This is a genomic window from Agaribacillus sp. DX54, from assembly GCF_056858335.1.
This window is the reverse complement of sequence record NZ_JBXEQE010000135.1, coordinates 1-415: the sequence shown is the minus strand read 5'-3', so window position 1 is coordinate 415 and position 415 is coordinate 1. Positions and strand designations below refer to the sequence as shown.

1 protein-coding gene is annotated in these 415 nt (G+C 40.2%); it reads left to right on the top strand.

The window, feature by feature from the left end; all coding sequences use genetic code 11:
- Positions 1 to 58: 58 nt before the first annotated feature.
- On the top strand, positions 59 to 415 hold a 357-nt coding region (locus AC04NP_RS30680), incomplete at its 3' end, for a hypothetical protein (protein ID WP_482863950.1).

Here is a 415-nt window from a genome sequence, read left to right as displayed (position 1 = left end):
GAATAAAAATTATGTACCCAATCAACAGATGGGTCGCTTTAGCTTAAAATATTCATCATTGCATCCTATAAATGATTCTTTGTTTGTTGGCATTGGTCATTTTGATCACCGGTACGCTGTATCTGATGCCAGACAAAAAATCGTACAAGAAATCCATGATTATCCATTCTTACAGCATTTAAATTCAAAAGCATCCTTGAGGGAAATAGCCATGGCCAGCCAGGGAAAAATATGTGCCCGGCCACAGGGAAGACGGCTGGTTTTGGCTACTTACCGTGCTGCCAATCTGGAAATAGGTGAAGTATCAAATACCAGTATAGCAAAAATCAAAAATATCTACACTTCCCCCCCTCTTTTTGAGGGAAGTGAGCAAGGGAACAGTGTATCGGTCAATTATGCCGAAGATGGGAAATTT